This is a genomic window from uncultured Parvimonas sp. (assembly GCF_963524015.1).
In the GTDB taxonomy this organism is placed as follows: Bacteria; Bacillota; Clostridia; order Tissierellales; family Peptoniphilaceae; genus Parvimonas.
In genome coordinates, this window is record NZ_CAURDT010000008.1 from 1 (window position 1) to 16,670 (window position 16,670).

A 16,670-nucleotide genomic window follows, 5' to 3' on the forward strand; every position below is an offset into this window, starting at 1 on the left:
TACAAGTAAGATTGATTGCACAGGGGTTTGGGGATTTCCCCAACAAGCAAAATGGACGAAAACAGGCAGCACCTTTATGGTATGCTTCGTCCATTTTTTCGTAAGTGCATATGCACTTACTGTGCTTGCTATTCTACAAGAAACAAGTTATAATTATGGAAATAATAAATGAATTTAGCAATGCATGAATTATTTAATAATTAATATAACGATTAATGAAATAAATAATAGTTTTAGATTTATGAGGTAATGTAAATATGAGTAATGTTAAAAATACATATGATAAAATTTTAGAAAGTGCAAGAAAGGAATTTTCAATCAAAGGTTTTGAAAATTCGTCAATAAGAAAAATAGCAAGTAATGTAGGGATAACATCAGGGGCAATTTATAAACATTTTAAAACAAAAGAGGAAATTTTTGATATCTTAGTCAAAGACACATTGATGTCATATTATGAAATGAATGAAAAACTGACGAACTCTGCTATTGAAGTTTTTTTGAGTAGTGATGTTGATGATTTTTCTTCTGTCTCATGTGATAGTAACAGAGAGGTTTTAGAGTTTATTTATGAAAATTTCGAAACATTCCAATTATTGTTTAATTGTTCTGTTGGAACTAAATATGAGAATATTAGGCATGAAATGGTTATGGCGGAAGTGAGTGGGGCAAAAAAACTTATTGATGTGATGAAATTAAAAGGCATGTCCATAGAAAGGGAAGATGAAGAATATTTACATATGTTATATAGTGTAGCATTAACTCCGTTATTTGAAGTCATTACTCATTCACATTCATATGAACAGGCAATTGTCGCATTTGAATTAATGTTGGAAGTTGTAGATTTTGGATGGAAAAAAATAATAGGATAATAGTTTATAAAAAGGTATTACAAGGTTGATTTTTGTTATGCGATAAAATTTTTGATAGAGTTGATTTCATAAATTCTATACTTTGACAAGTTTTAAAAATTATTTTTAATAAGCATGAGGACTAAAAAATATTTTTTAGTCCTCATGCTTATTATTATTTTATACTACTATCTATTTGAACAGTTGATATCGATGAGTTTAACTTATTGAAACCCAAAATAGTTAATTTTGATGATTGAGATGATATAAGCACACTACTATCTAGAAATAGTATTATACTCAAAGTTTCGTGATTGACAAAAGAAAAAAATAGGAGTAAAATTTAGGTAATCAGTGATTACCTAAATTTTATAATAAAGGAGAACAGTATGAATGAAACATTGGAAAAATTTACAATAGATATTGATAGAGCTGTTTTTTTAAGTATGTTATGGGTGCTACAAAAAAATAACTTATTTGTAAATGAAAATAATTATGTACATAAAGAAGATCTTTTTTTAAAGTTTGGTAAGTATAAATCTTATAATATAGTTTTGAGATGGATAGATATTTTACTTGATAATGACTACTTAATTAAAATAGACGAGTCAATATATAAAATGAAAAGAAAAATAATTATGTCGGATGATGATATAGGTTATATGTGGGAGAAACTAAAAAATATTCAATACAGTAGTATATGTCCATATGAAGTTATTGATTATTTTTATGAAAATGTAAAATACTTGGACTTATTTTTGCACGATAAATATAATCCGACATGGATTCTTTTTCCTAAGGGAAATACAAGGTATGCAGAAGTTTTATACGAACAAATTTATAGTGCAAAATATTTAAATGAAGTTCTTTCTTCTGAATTAGAAAAGATGATTACTGATAAAAGAATACATATTTTAGAGTTAGGGGCTGGTATAGGAGCAACTACTTCACAGGTAATCAATATACTTAAGGGCAAAGAAAAGTGTATTGAAGAATATTATTATACAGACATATCTAGATTTTTTCTTAATTATGGTGAAAAAAAGTTTAGTGAATGTTTAAACATGAAATACAAAATAATAAACGTTAATAAAATGAATGAAAATGAATATTTTGATGGATACTTTGATGTAGTAATAGCTGTTGGAGTACTAAATAATTGTTCTAATATAAAGAAAACATTAATCGAAATTAGAAAAATATTGAAATTCAATGGGATACTCATGGTTATTGAAACAATTATGGAATTTAGTGTTATGTTAATTTCACAAGTTTTTATGATGGAAAAAGCGGAAGATCTTAGAGAAGAGCATAATAGAACATTTTTTGATTTTGAAGAATGGAAGTGTCTGTTTAAAGAAACTGAATTTGAAATTTTAAAAATTATTCCTGAATCTGAAGATATATTGGGACAAAAATTATTTATAGTTAGAAAGGGGAAGGGATAATGGGAAATTATATAGATTATATGCGTAATATGGATGAAAAGAGGATTTTTTGTTTTCCGTATGCTGGAGGAGCTTCAAATATATTTTTTGAATGGAAGAGCAAACTGAAAAAAGTAGGTGTATATCCTATTAATTATCCTGGAAGGGGTAGAAGAATAAACGAAGAACCAATATCTGACATGAACATATTAATTAGAGAAATTTGTGAAGAAATGATTAGTAATATTAGAGATTGTCCATTTTATTTTTTTGGGCATAGTCTTGGAACAAAAATTCAATATGAATTGGCATTGATGTTACAAAATGAATATGGAATTTTTCCTGAAGCCTTGATAGTTTCTGGTGGAAATGCTCCTAATATTAAAGAGAAAAATCCAATACATCAGTTAGATGATGAGCATTTTATAAAAAGCATAATAGAGAGATATAATAGTATACCTAAAGAGTTTATTGATAATGAAGAGTTGAAAAAACTTATTTTACCTTCTTTGAGATCTGATTTTATTTTAGACGAAACATATATATGTAAACAAAACAAAGTGAAAAGTAAAATATATGGAATTATAGGAAAAGATGATTCTGAGGTCAAGATTGAAGACTTTTTAAATTGGAAGAACTTCACTGAATCAGATTTTAAATATATAGCAATTGAAGGGGGACATATGTTCATAAATAATAGAAAAGCTGATGTAATTAGATTTATTCAAGAGGTAATGGATGAGAGTTACGCTTAAAAGTATTACAGATGTAGCTGAAGTAATTAAGAGAGATGTTCATGGGATTGATAAAGAAAATGTGTTGATATATACAGCATGCATAAACGATTTTTCAATAGATAATGTAGAAAACTATTTTGATAATGAGGAGCTTCTAAGGATATATAGTTATTTCAAAAGAAATGATATAAAAAGAAGTCTTATTGGTAGAAGTATTATTAAAAAATTTCTGGGAGAATTATATAACTTGCATCCACATGATATACAATTCTATTTAAATAGTAATGGGAAATTATATTACAATACAGATATTTTTTTTAATGTATCTCATTCACATGATTATGTCATTGTAGGATTTTATATTTATGAAATAGGGATTGATATTGAAAAAATAGAATACCAATTCAACTGGGATAGTATGTATGAATATATTTTATCAGATTTTGAGATAGGTGAATTTAAGCTTTTAGGTTATTCAGAAGTTGTAAAAAAAGGATATATGTATTGGGTTTATAAAGAATCCATGGTTAAAGCTTTTGGGTTAGGTTTAGATTCAAAATTATTGAAAAATACCTTTGTCGAAAAAATTAGAGTAGGTACAAATGATGTTTATAGTATTAGTGGTAAATTTATAGGCAATGTATATATATATGAACTAAATTACAATTATATTTTTGCGATTATGATAAAGGGAAAAAGATATGATAGATTTTATATTAAAAAAACATTTAAAAGAAAATAAAAATAAGATAGCTATTGTTGACGGATGCACGAAAATAACCTATGAAGAATTATACAACAATATAGGTAAAAAAATACAAAAATTAAATAATATTGAAATTAAGAAAAACAGTATAATCATTTTGAAACTTAAGACAGAACAAATGTTTATAGAATATTTTTTCTCTATATTGAATATAGGTGCCATACCAGTATTATGTCCATATGATATTGGTAATTATGAGTTAAATAATATTATTAAAGAGACCTCTAGTATAGGAATTATATGTGAAGAAGATATAAATTTTTTGGAAAGTATTACTCGATTTGAAAAATATATTTTCCTTGATAAGGGAAGTAATATAATATTTGCTGGAACAAATGATTTTAATTCTACTAAATTTACTGAGGATAATAAAATTGAATTCATAATGATGAGTGGTGGAACTACAGGAATACCAAAACTTGTGCCTATATATAGTGAGAAAATAAAAAAACATTTAAAAATAGTCGTGGAACATTATAAATTGAACAATAATACAAGATTACTTAGTATTTTACCGTTAAATCATAAATTTGGTTTATATAGTCCAGGGATTCTTAGTGTTTTTTATGCGGGGGGCACAGTAATTTTTGGAGATGCAAAAAATCCGTCTATATTTGAAAAAATAAAAAAGTGTTCAATTAATTTTATTTCAATCACACCATCTTTAATGAAGATGTTACTAAGTTGTATGGAAGAATATACTTATAAAGTGGATATAATAGTAATTGGTGGAGAGCTAGTGGATTCGATTCTTGCAAAGAAGATAGAATTGAAAATGGGATGTACATTAATTCAATCTTACGGGATGACAGAAGGTGTTCTTTTTGCTACATCAATTGAAGATAATGACAAAACCAGATTTTTTACTCAAGGAAAAAATATATCAATTAAAGATAGTTGGAAAATTGTTGATGAATTAGGAAATGAATTAGAAAAGAATATGGTGGGAGAAGTACTATATAGGGGAGACTTTCTATTTAAAGGTTATTTAAATAAAAAGTTAAATGGAGGGATTTTTAATAATAACTATTTTAAAACAGGGGATATGGCGTTTATAAATGATGATGGAAATATAGTAATAGTGGGAAGAAAGGTAGAACAAATTAATATTGCGGGAGAAAAAGTATTTCCACAGGAAATAGAATATCATTTAAAAAAGATAGCTGGATTTAAAGAAAGCATAATTTTAGGTTTGCCAGATGAATTTACAGGAGAAAGGATTTGTGCAGTTATAGTTACTGAACAAGATTTAGAATATAAAATTATCAGAAAAAAGATTCAAAATCAACTTGACAGGATTGGAATATCAAAATATAAATATCCAACACAAGTGGTTGTACGAAAAAATCTACCGTATACGAATGTTGGAAAGTTGGATAAAAATAAATTAAAGGAGGAAATAATCAATTATGGAAAATAATAAACAGAAAAAAATTATTGAAGTTTTAACGGGTATAGTTTATGAAATTATGCTAGACACTGAAGATATAAATGAGAAATCCAACTTAATAGAGTATGGTTTAACATCTATACAACTGATGAATATTATATCTAAACTGAATGAAAAAGGCTATAAGGGGATTTCCTTCTATGATTTAATTACTAATCCCACTATGCATGATTGGGCATATATGATTGAGAATTCTAAGCAAAGATGCAATTCTGTAGAAGATACTACTAAATCCAAAGAAGAGTACTTTCCTATGACTGATACGCAATATGCATACTGGATTGGAAGAAAGGGGAATCAGCCACTAGGTAATGTTGGTTGTCATGGATATTTTGAATTTTTAGCTGATGCGAATCTAGATTTAAAAAGACTAGAATATGCTTGGGCAAAAATACAACATATTCACCCTGCACTAAGGACACAATTTGGATTGGATGGAATGCAAAATTTAATGGAAGAGCCATTTAAAGCATCTATAGACATATATGATTATAGTTGCGAGGCAGATTCTGATTTGTGTAGAAAAAAATTGAGAAAAAAATTAGAAAACAGAGTTTTGAATATAGAAGAAGGTCAAGTTGCAAATCTGTCTGTAAGCATAGATAAAAACTTTCAAATATTACACTTTGAAATTGATATGCTAGTTGCAGATTTATATTCACTTCAGTGTATTTTTAAAGACTTAACTAGAATTTATTTAGGTGAGGAAGTTTTTGAATGCAGTTCTGATGATTTAAAACAATGCATTACTCGAAGAGCATATTTAAACGAAAATTATGAAAAAAGTGACGAAAATTATTGGAAAAAATTAATTTTAAACAATTTTTCAGAAATTCGTATGCCTTTAAAAACTGATCCTAAAAATATACAAGGACATACGACAATGAGAAAAAGATACAGAATTGAAAAAGAAAAAATTGAAAAAATAAAATCAATTTCTCAAAATAATAAAGTTACATTTGCGATGGTATTATTATCAATATATGGAGATATAATTTCTAGATGGAATGATTCTGAAAAATTCATGGTATCAGTACCTATTAATAACCATATAGAAGAAAATAAATCATTGGTAGCAGAACTTACTGATATAGTATTAATACCTTTAGACTATACAAATTTATACTCCTTTATTGATAAGGTAAATATGGTTAAAAAGAATTTTTATGAAGCTATGAAACATAGATCTTATAGTGGAGTAAAATTGCAAAAATATTTAATTAAAAATGGCTGGGATTATGGACATATTGCTCCATTTGTGTTTTCTAGTTATTATGAGACTGATTTTTTCGATATAAAATTTTTAAATAATATTGGTAAATTAAAATATATGAAAACCCAGACACCTCAGGTTTGGAATGATTTTCAGATATATAAATTTGATGATGGATTGACATTTATTTGGGATTATGTAGATGAGCTGTTCCCTGATGGAATGGTTGATTTAATGTTTGATAAATTCGTCCAATACTTGGATTGGTTAACTGATCAAGCAAATTGGAACGGGTGTTTTGATTATAAATTTAATTATGCTTTTTCTTTAGGAGAGAATGTTGAAAATACAAGTCTAATTTTTGATAATTTTGTAAAAAATGCTAAATTCCTTAGCGATAAAGAATGTATAATCGATAGTTTAACAGGAAAAGTCTCAACATATAGAGAAGTTTTAGAAATGTCAAAAAAGGTTTCTGGATATTTACAAAGTAAGAATATTTATAGAGAGAATATATCTATATCTTTGGATAGAGGAGTTCAACAAATTGTCGCTATTATTGGGACAGTTATGTCTGGAAATACTTATGTTCCTGTAAAAAGAACTCAACCAGAGAACAGAAAAAAATTGATTTATGACAGAGGTGATATACCTTTTGAGATAACAAGTAAAGAGTATGAAAATCATAAATTTGACAGTAATATTGAATACCTGTACATTGAAGACATGAAATCGGATATTTTTAATGAAGTTGAAATATTGCCTAGTGATGATGCGTATATTATATTTACTTCTGGAACAACTGGAATGCCAAAGGGAGTTAGAATAAGCCACTGCTCTGCTGTGAATACTATAAATGATGTCATTAAAAGATTTGATATTTCTGAATACGATTCTGTTTTATCAGTATCTTCATTCGATTTTGATTTATCAGTTTTTGATATATTTGGATTGTTGAGCGTAGGTGGAACTTTGGTTTTAATACCAGATAGATATGATAAGGATCCTTTGTATTGGGGACAAGTTATTAAAAAGTATAATATTACAATTTGGAATTCAGTTCCAACTTTATTAGAAATTCTAATGGATACATCTGAAGATTTTAAGTTAGATATTAGTTCTATAAGGAAAGCATTTATTTCCGGAGACTGGATTCCATTAAATTTACCAAAAAAATTTTATGAATTGTGTAAAGATGCAATATTTATTTCATTGGGAGGTGCTACAGAGGCGTCAATATGGTCTAATTATTTTTTGGTAAATTTACCAATTCCAACTGAATGGACTTCAATTCCTTACGGAAAACCATTAGGAAATCAATTCTTTAGGATAAAAAATTCGTCTAAAAGGGATTGTCCGCCAATGGTTACAGGAGAACTGCACATAGGTGGGATGGGTGTATCATCTGGATATATTGGGGATGTTGAACTTACAGAAAAGTCGTTTTATGAAGAAGATGGCATAAAATGGTATAAGACTGGAGATTTTGGTAAATTTTGGAATGATGGAACTATTGAATTTTTAGGTAGAAGGGATTGCCAAGTTAAGATTAATGGTAATAGAATTGAATTACAAGAAATCGAAAGTGCTATCCTAAAACATTTCATGGTTAGGCAAGCTGTAGTTATACAAAATACTAATAAATTAATTGCATTTATTCAATTAAAAAAGGAATATGGCGAAATTATAAAGATATTAGACTATACGGTTTTAAATAAGTTCATCAGTGATTATATACCAACTTATATGTTACCTAATGAGTATATGTTAGTTAACAATTTTCCTATGAGCAGTAATTCAAAGATAGATAGAAAGGAATTAATTAAATTATTTGAGGAAGGCATAGAAATTAAAAATAGTGAAGATGAAACTAAAAGAAAAGAGATAGAAATTAAAAATAGTATAGAGATAAATTTAGAAAAAATTTGGAAAGAGTTACTTAAAATAAATGAAATAAGCAAAGAAAGTGACTATTTTGTATTGGGCGGGGATTCTTTAATTGCAATAAAAATGATTTCTCAAATCAGAAAAAAATTTAATATAGATATTAACATAGAAGATATTTTTAATAATAGCAAGTTTATAACGTTAGCTGAATTTATAGAAAAAAGAGGACAGCCTGAAGTTATTGAAAGGAATATAGTTGAAATTAATGATAAACAGTTAGATGATGAAGTTGAATTATTTCCGTTGACCAGTATTCAACAGGCTTATTGGTTGGGGAGAAAGGACATTCATAACTTAGGAAGTATTCCTACTCATTATTACTTTGAATTTGAAGAAGAAAATTTAAATATAGAGGTTTTTGAAGAGAAGTTTAATTATCTAATAAGATATCATGAAATGATGAGAGCTATAATTTTACCTGATGGTCAACAACAAAAAATATTAAAGGATGTAGGTTGTTATCATATAAAAATTAATGATTTCAGAGGTTATGATAATGAAACAGTAGAGAATGAATTATGCAATATTAGAAAATCTTTTTATAAAGATATAAATGATTCGAGTGAATGGCCTCTATTTGATGTTAAAGTGTCAATTTTAGACGATAGTAGTTATCGTATTCATATGTGCTTCGATAATATTGTTTTTGATGGTGGGAGTATATATCTTATACTTAATCAGTTGAATCAACTGTATAACGATATTGATAAAAAATTACCGAAACTTTCTTGTTCTTTTAAAGATTATGTTATTAAAATCAACGAACAAAAAGAATTGGATGAATATAAAAACGAAGAAAAATATTGGAATGAGAAGATAGAAAATTTGGGACCAAATCCAAGTTTACCAATCAAGCTAAATGAAAGTAAAGCTATTTTTAATCACATTGAACATAAATTAGATTTTGAAATATTTGATAAAATCAAGAACACAGCAGCTTTGTATGGGCTAACGCCATCAGTTATACTCTTGACTGCATATGCATATGTGATAGCTTTGTATTCAAATTCGTGTGAGTTTACAATAAATTTAACTACCTTTAATAGAGAAGATAGTGAATATGATATTCAGAAAGTAGTTGGCGATTTTACCAAACTTATACTAGTCCCGATATCACTCAAAGATAATTTTAGTTTTATAAGTCATGCTAAAATGTTTCAAAAGGAATTGTTGGATAGCCTACAGCATTCAAAGATGTGTGCAATAGATATATTAAGGTTAAAGTCTAATGATAATGATAATGAATTAAGTAATGTGCCTATAGTATTCACTAGTGGAATAGGGCTAAATAGTGAAGTTCCAAGTGAAAATTTGTGGATTGGTAGGAGAATTTTTAATTGTTCAGAAACACCTCAAGTATGGATAGATAATCAAATTTTAAGAGATAAAGATGGATTACTATTATGTTGGGACTATGCAGAAAATATTTTTCCTGAAAATATGGTAAAAGAAATGTTTGAAGTATATATAAATATTATATATGAATTATCTGACAGTATTGAGATTTGGGAAAATACAGATTATATACCCCCTGCTGAAATTGATGAAAATATTATAGCTGCAAATGATACAGATGATGTTGTTAATAAGTCGACTTTAACTGAAATGGTTAAAAATTCATTTAGAAAGTATCATTTAGAAGAAGCAATTGTGGATGGTGAGATAAGGGTTAGTTATGATGTGTTAAAAAATTCAAGTTATATTCTAGCTAATAAATTAAGTGAAATTAATATTTCCAGAGGTAAAAGAGTGGCAATAGTCATGGAAAAAGGATGGGAGCAAATTGTGTCAGTTATAGCGGTTGTGTTATCAGGAGCATCTTATGTACCTATTTCACCAGATTTGCCCTATGAACGAATGAAGTATATTATGCATGATGCAAATTGTGAAGCGGTAATATCAAAGAAATATATGAACATGGGACATAATATAAAAAATATATTAGTAGAAAGCAGTATATTATATGAAGGAAAGATAAATTATGAAGCCTTTGAGGTAAATAGTAAAGATGTTGCATATATAATTTATACATCTGGAACTACTGGCAATCCTAAAGGCGTTGTTATATCGCATGGAAGTGTAGTTAATACTATAGAAGATATCAATGATAAATTTAATATTGATAGAGATACTTTTTTTGCAATATCTAACCTTAGTTTTGATTTGTCAGTTTATGATATTTTTGGAGCAATAGATTCTGGCTCTAAGATAATTATTCCTAAAGAAAAATATTTAAATGAACCACAGTATTGGGTTGATCTAATTATAAAAGAAAATATTACAGTATGGAATTCTGTTCCGCAGTTTATGAAGCTTTTGATTGATTATGTTGTTAGGAATAAAATTGCATCAAATGATATAAAATTGAAGACAATTTTATTAAGTGGAGATTGGTTTCATACTGAGTTGGCCGTGGATATATTAAATTATTTTGGAAACAGAGTGAATGTTGTAGCATTGGGTGGAGCTACTGAGGCATCTATATGGTCAAATTATTTTGTTGTAAATTTAGAATCAATTAAAAAAGAATTAAAATCAATTCCATATGGAAAACCTTTAAAAAATCAACGATATTATATATTCAATGAATTATTTTGGCGTACACCTGTTAATGTACCGGGAGTGTTATATATATCAGGCAAAGGATTAGCAGAAGGATACTTAAATGATGAAGCTAAGACGAATGAAAATTTTATTTTCTGCAAGGCATTAGGAGAGAGGTTATATCGTACAGGAGATATGGGAAAATATTTACCAGATGGTAATATAGAATTTTTGGGAAGGATGGATTCTCAGGTAAAAGTAAATGGATATAGGGTGGAACTAGGAGATATAGAAAGCTCTATTAAATCTTTACATGGCGTGAAAGACAGCATTGTAAATTTACTTGAAGATGAAAATCATGGAAAAAAACTAATAGCTAATATTACTATAGATGATAAAACAAATAATAATATAATAAAAAAAATAAATGAATCTTGTATGGGAAAATTAGATATTAGCTCTATATGTAGAGATTGTATTAAAAATGATAAAGAACAATTTACAGATAGTGAGTATATTATTTATTTGAAAATGAAATCAGTTTATGCGATGCTTCAGATAGTGCAAAAAGGTGGATATTTAGAAAATAAAATTCAAAAAGATGGAGCGATGTATTGTTACGATATTGTTAATAATTTTATTAAAATATTATTGTCTGAAAATATAATAAATAATTCAAACTCTATATACAAAATAAATAGAATTAATTGCGACAATATTAAAAGAAAAATCAATGAATTTGAAAACTTAAATTCGGATAAATATGATTTTGAATTAATAAACGATATTTATGTTAATAATCTACATCAATATATAAAATTAATAAATACCGGTGATGATAGAGAAGAATTTATCAATGTATTTGATGAACATAAATTAATAGATCTAGCAGAAAAATTTGAAAGTCTTTCTTTAAGAAAAACAAAGATTTATAAAATACTAGATAGAATCATCAGTAACTGCAGATTTATGAATGAAATTTGTCATATATATGAAATTGGGACTAGAGTAAAGAGTGTATCAGAAAATGTAAATGATTATTTAGATAAAAAATTTCATTCTATGATTTATACAGATGAATCTAATTATGTTTTATCTAAAAATATAGAAAAACTATGCAATGTGGAAGGCAGGATAGTTAACTATGATGATTCTTTAGATACGCAAGGAATTGAGATAGCAAGTGTAGATTTATTTGTTGCAAATAAAGCTTTGCATAGGTGTAATGATATTAAATTTACATTAGGAAATATAAAAAAATCATTGAAAACGAAAGGGTTACTTATATTAACGGAACCAGTTACTAATAGTATAATATCTGTCCCAATATTAAATATTATAAATTACAGTCAAAATAATAGTGGTAATTATAAAAGTAGATTTAATCCAATCATATCATTTGATGAAATGAAAAAAGAATTAAAAAAAGTTGGATTTGATATTTTATACGGATATAGTGAAACTCAAGACAATGATTTCGGAGAGTACATTATAATTGCAATTAATAATGATGTTGCATATGAGTTGAATGAGCCATATATAAGAGAACAGTTACAAGAAAAATTGCCTAAATATATGGTTCCATATTTGTATAATTTAGTTGACAACTTACCTCTATCAAGAAATGGTAAAGTTGATAGAAAAAAACTTTTGGATATAAATCAGAAAAAACTTTTAAATAAAAAGAAAGAAATTATTAGACCTACAAATGATATTGAAACACAAATATATAATGTTTGGTCTCAAATATTGAATGATAGTGCCATTAGTATAGAGGATGATTTTTTTGTAGCTGGTGGGGATTCAATATTAGCAATAAAATGTGTAAGTATGCTAAAAAGTGATTACAATATTGAAATTAATATATCGGATATTTTTGAAGCGGATTCATTACGAGATTTAGCCAAGAGAGCCAAAATAATTGACAAGAATGATTTTTCTGAGATTGAAGAAGGTGAAATATGATGAAAAATATTGGAATAATCGGAGCAACTGGACAAATAGGGAGAATACTATTAGAAATTTCCATGGATTTACAAAATATAAAGATTATTGCTGGGAGTAGGAATATTGAAAAGATAAAATCAAAATATTCAAATTCAGATAAATTGGAGATTGTTAAAGTTAATGTGTATAATGAAAAACAGTTGCATTCATTTGTAAGCAAGTGTGATTTAGTTGTAAATTGCTCAAGTCCTGCTAGTGAGTTATCTGTGATTATTGCTAAGATTTGTATTGAAAAAAAGGTTGATTTTATTGATCTTTCAGGTGATATGGATTTGAGAGAATATGCAATAAATAATAAAGATGTAATAACTAAAAATAAAATCAGAATAGTTTTATCATCTGGATTGCATCCAGGATTTACAGAAATTTTTCCTAAGTTTATTGCACAAAAATATAAAGAAAATATTGCTATTAGAGAATTTTTTTGTTGTTGTGGAGAAATATCTAAAATGGCAGCTAAAGATTTTATACATGGGATTAAAGAAAATCAAGGATTGGGCATGCGTATGTATTCTCACGGAATTACAAAAAAACTTGAAAATATTCAATTGGATTATATTGATAAATTAAAACACGAAAAAATGTTTAAAGAAACTTATCCTTCTATTAGTTTCGAAATGATTGAAATGTCCAATAAAGAAAAAAATTTAGATACATTTGAATTTTATACAGCGTTTCCTAATAAAAATATTTTTAATGTTTTGATGGATATAAGAATAAAAACTATTTTAGGCAGAGAGATTAATGAAGATATGAGTGCTGATATGTTGCTAAATGCATATAGAGAAATGACGCAATATTATGGTAAAACTTTGATGATTAAAATTTTTGTCTCAAATTCAAATGATACGAAAGATTATATAGATTTCATTTTTTCTGGTGAGAATGAGGTCGTTTCTGCTACAGTGGCATACTGTGTTATTGATTCATTATTAAAAAATAGGATTAATGACTATGGAGTCTTTTATTCTTTTGAGGTTGTTAATTGTGAAAAAGTTGTAAATATGCTTATCCAACAAGGGGCATATTTACAAATGAATAAAAATAATAAGGAGATATATAAAAATGAATAAAGAGAGATTAGGAATTAAAGATCTAGTTAGTATAGGAATATTTTCAACAATTTATATGGTTATTTCAATAGTTACAATGATTTTAGCAATGTTCTCTCCAATGTTATGGTTATTGTGGCCAGCTATAGCAGGATTAGTGTGTAGTTTTGCCTATATTTTTTTAGTGGTAAAAGTACCAAAAAAAGGAACAGCCTTTTTGCTTTCAGTTATAACTGGAATTTTATACTTTGTTACTGGAGAATGCACATGGGTAATTGTAGTTACTTTTGCTATTGTAGGAATAACAGCAGAAATAACAAGAAAAATTATAGGCTATAAAAATAATAAAAGTGCACTAATTTCTTCAGGGATAGTATCTATAGGGTTTATAGGTTCTCCGTTACCTATGTGGTTGTTTCAAGAGCGTTACATGAAATCTATTATAGAAATGGGAATGAGTGTGGATTATGTTGAAAAAATGCAACAAATGATATCAGCCCCCTCTTTAATTATAATGATTATTATAGCTTACTTTGGGGGGATGATTGGTGGAATTATAGGGAGTAAAATGTTTAAAAAGAGTTTTGAAAAAGCAGGTATTCTATAATGAGTAAAATTTATATTAATGCAACTACAAAGATTTTTTTTCTCATAGCAATAAGTTTATTTGTATTTTCTTGCAATGATGTTAGAAAAGAAATAGTGATATTAAGTCTTATTTGTTTTATAGCAGTGTTAATTGGTGTTTATAAAGTGGCAATTGAAGGACTTATTTCATATTTAGTTCTTAATATTGTTAAGTATATAGTACTACCAGCACTTCCTAACATGGTAGCAACTAATTTTAATATATTGATAGTTACATTTATTAAACTTTTGCCATGTTTTTTAGTGGGGAAAACTCTTATAAGAACTACAACTATAAGAGAATTAATATTTTCTTTGAAAAAATTACATATTCCTATGACGTTTATAATTCCTCTATCTATCAGTATAAGGTATTTCCCTACATTGATAGAGGAGTGGCATTCAATTTCTGACGCTATGAAAATTAGGAATATAAAAGGATTATCTAGATTTAAATTTGCATATATACCTCTTATGATTTCAGCTTCAAACACAGCAGATGAATTAAGTCAAGCAATTATAGCAAGAGGTATAGAAAATCCAAATAGAATATGTTATGTGGTGACTGTAAATAATGTTTTTGATAAGATGTTAGCATTAATTTCTTTTGGTATAGCTATATATTCAGTATTTAATTTATTTTGGGGGAGTGTTATTTGATAGAAGTAAATAATGTGTCGTTTATATATAAAAATGAAGTAGAAAAACAAATTTCAAATATTACATTTAATGTTTCTAAAGGAAACTTAATTCTACTGTGTGGTAAAAGCGGTTGTGGTAAATCAACTGTTGCTAAACTATTAAATGGATTAATACCTAACTTCGTAGAAGGCGATTTTTCTGGAAAAGTAAAAATAAAAGGCAGGGAGACAAAACAGATTGAAATGTATGAACTGGCAGAAACTGTAGGTTCAGTTTTTCAAAATCCTAAAACACAATTTTTTAATTTAGATACAGACGGTGAATTGTACTTTGGACTAGAAAATAAAGGGGAAGAACTATCAACTGCAAGTAGAAGAGTTAATGGAGTTATAGAAGAACTGAGTATAAAAGATTTATTAAATAGAAAAGTTTTTGAGTTGTCTGGCGGAGAAAAACAGGTATTAGCAATTGCATCAGTTTATGCTACAAATCCGGATATTTATGTGTTTGATGAGCCATCAGCTAATATAGATAAGATAGGAATTACTAAAATTCGAAATATTTTACAACACATAAAATCACAAGGAAAAACAGTTATTATTGCAGAACATAGACTTTATTATATTATGGATTTGATTGATAAGGCTGTATATCTTGAAGATGGTAAAATAAATAAAATCTATCTTGGAGATGAGTTCAGAAATATAGATGATAAACAAAGAAAAGAAATGGGTTTGAGATCATTTGAAGCAACACTAAGTAATGATTTAGTTACAGATTTTGAATATTGTCAGAAAGATGAATTGTTAATAAAGGATTTATCATATTGTAAAAGGGATAATTTCATATTAAAAGGAATAAATTTATCTGCAAATAAAGGTGATATTATAGGAATTACTGGGTCCAACGGCGTGGGTAAATCAACTCTTGGTAAATGTATTTGTGGACTTTTAAAAGAAAGTGGTGGAGGAATTTTATATAAAGGTAAAAAAGTAACTTATAAGAAGCGTTTAGAGATTTGTTATATGGTTATGCAGGATGTGGTTCATCAATTATTCGCCAACAGTGTTATAGAAGAATTTAATATTATAGATAAAAAAATTAGTACAAATACTATTACTGATGTTTTGGAGGAGGTAAATTTATCTGAGTATAAGAATAAACATCCGTTGTGTCTATCTGGAGGGCAAATGCAACGATTGGCTGTAGCTACGGGTATATTTTCAAATAAGGATATAATGATTTTTGATGAACCTACTAGTGGATTGGATTATGCAAATATGATTGAAATATCTAATTTAATTAAAAAAATATCTGATAATAAAATAATTTTTATTATTACTCAAGATGATGAATTTCTATTACATTGTTGCACAAAAAAGATAAATTTAGATTTACCTTAGTGTATGA

At 27.2% G+C, this 16,670-nt stretch carries 10 protein-coding genes; all 10 read left to right on the forward strand.

The window, feature by feature from the left end:
- Positions 1–257 precede the first annotated feature (257 nt).
- Complete coding sequence (locus RWJ08_RS06740; protein ID WP_313961529.1) at positions 258–869, forward strand: TetR/AcrR family transcriptional regulator; 612 nt, start codon at positions 258–260, stop codon at positions 867–869.
- A gap of 368 nt (positions 870–1,237) precedes the next feature.
- Positions 1,238–2,296, forward strand: a complete 1,059-nt coding sequence (locus RWJ08_RS06745; protein WP_313961530.1) for a class I SAM-dependent methyltransferase — start codon at positions 1,238–1,240, stop codon at positions 2,294–2,296.
- Positions 2,296–3,030 carry a thioesterase domain-containing protein gene (locus RWJ08_RS06750; RefSeq protein WP_313961531.1) on the forward strand — a complete coding sequence of 245 codons (735 nt, stop codon included), beginning with the start codon at positions 2,296–2,298 and terminating at the stop codon, positions 3,028–3,030. The genes RWJ08_RS06745 and RWJ08_RS06750 overlap by 1 nt, the downstream gene beginning before the upstream one ends.
- Positions 3,014–3,754 carry a 4'-phosphopantetheinyl transferase superfamily protein gene (locus RWJ08_RS06755; protein ID WP_313961532.1) on the forward strand — a complete coding sequence of 247 codons (741 nt, stop codon included), beginning with the start codon at positions 3,014–3,016 and terminating at the stop codon, positions 3,752–3,754. Before RWJ08_RS06750 ends, RWJ08_RS06755 begins: the two co-directional genes overlap by 17 nt.
- Entirely contained in the window at positions 3,714–5,198 is a 1,485-nt protein-coding gene (locus RWJ08_RS06760; RefSeq protein ID WP_313961533.1) for an AMP-binding protein, read from the forward strand. The genes RWJ08_RS06755 and RWJ08_RS06760 overlap by 41 nt, the downstream gene beginning before the upstream one ends.
- Entirely contained in the window at positions 5,188–12,897 is a 7,710-nt protein-coding gene (locus tag RWJ08_RS06765; protein ID WP_313961534.1) for a non-ribosomal peptide synthetase, read from the forward strand. The genes RWJ08_RS06760 and RWJ08_RS06765 overlap by 11 nt, the downstream gene beginning before the upstream one ends.
- Complete coding sequence (locus tag RWJ08_RS06770) at positions 12,897–14,012, forward strand: saccharopine dehydrogenase NADP-binding domain-containing protein (protein WP_313961535.1); 1,116 nt, start codon at positions 12,897–12,899, stop codon at positions 14,010–14,012. The genes RWJ08_RS06765 and RWJ08_RS06770 overlap by 1 nt, the downstream gene beginning before the upstream one ends.
- Complete coding sequence (locus RWJ08_RS06775; RefSeq protein ID WP_313961536.1) at positions 14,005–14,598, forward strand: MptD family putative ECF transporter S component; 594 nt, start codon at positions 14,005–14,007, stop codon at positions 14,596–14,598. The genes RWJ08_RS06770 and RWJ08_RS06775 overlap by 8 nt, the downstream gene beginning before the upstream one ends.
- Positions 14,598–15,278, forward strand: a complete 681-nt coding sequence (locus RWJ08_RS06780; protein WP_313961537.1) for an energy-coupling factor transporter transmembrane component T — start codon at positions 14,598–14,600, stop codon at positions 15,276–15,278. The genes RWJ08_RS06775 and RWJ08_RS06780 overlap by 1 nt, the downstream gene beginning before the upstream one ends.
- Entirely contained in the window at positions 15,275–16,663 is a 1,389-nt protein-coding gene (locus RWJ08_RS06785) for an ABC transporter ATP-binding protein (protein ID WP_313961538.1), read from the forward strand. Before RWJ08_RS06780 ends, RWJ08_RS06785 begins: the two co-directional genes overlap by 4 nt.
- Positions 16,664–16,670: the final 7 nt, after the last annotated feature.